General features: G+C 74.5%; 1 protein-coding gene. It reads left to right on the forward strand.

Annotated elements, in window-relative coordinates:
- A partial coding sequence (locus tag JHD62_RS21710) for a hypothetical protein (protein ID WP_199104614.1) occupies positions 1–326 on the forward strand: 326 nt, incomplete at both ends.

Here is a 326-nt window from a genome sequence, read left to right on the forward strand (position 1 = left end):
TGCCACCTGAACCCGCCGGAACCATTGGCGATGGAACGGGTGGAACACCTGCTGTCGCAAGGTGAAATCGACCAGTTGATGGAAGAGGTGGTCTCGCTTTACCAGCAAGCCTCGCACAATGTAGACCCTGTCTCTTATACACATCTGACGCTGCCGACGAACAGTAAGATGTGGGGGTGGGGGGGGGGGGGGGGGGGGGGGAAAGGGGGGGGGGGGGGGGGGGGGGGGGGGGGGGGGGGGGGGGGGGGGGGGGGGGGGGGGGGGGGGGGGGGGGGGGGGGGGGGGGGGGGGGGGGGGGGGGGGGGGGGGGGGGGGGGGGGGGGGGG

Origin of the sequence: Aquitalea sp. ASV11 (assembly GCF_016429185.1) — a bacterium.
Lineage (GTDB): Bacteria > Pseudomonadota > Gammaproteobacteria > Burkholderiales > Chromobacteriaceae > Aquitalea > Aquitalea pelogenes.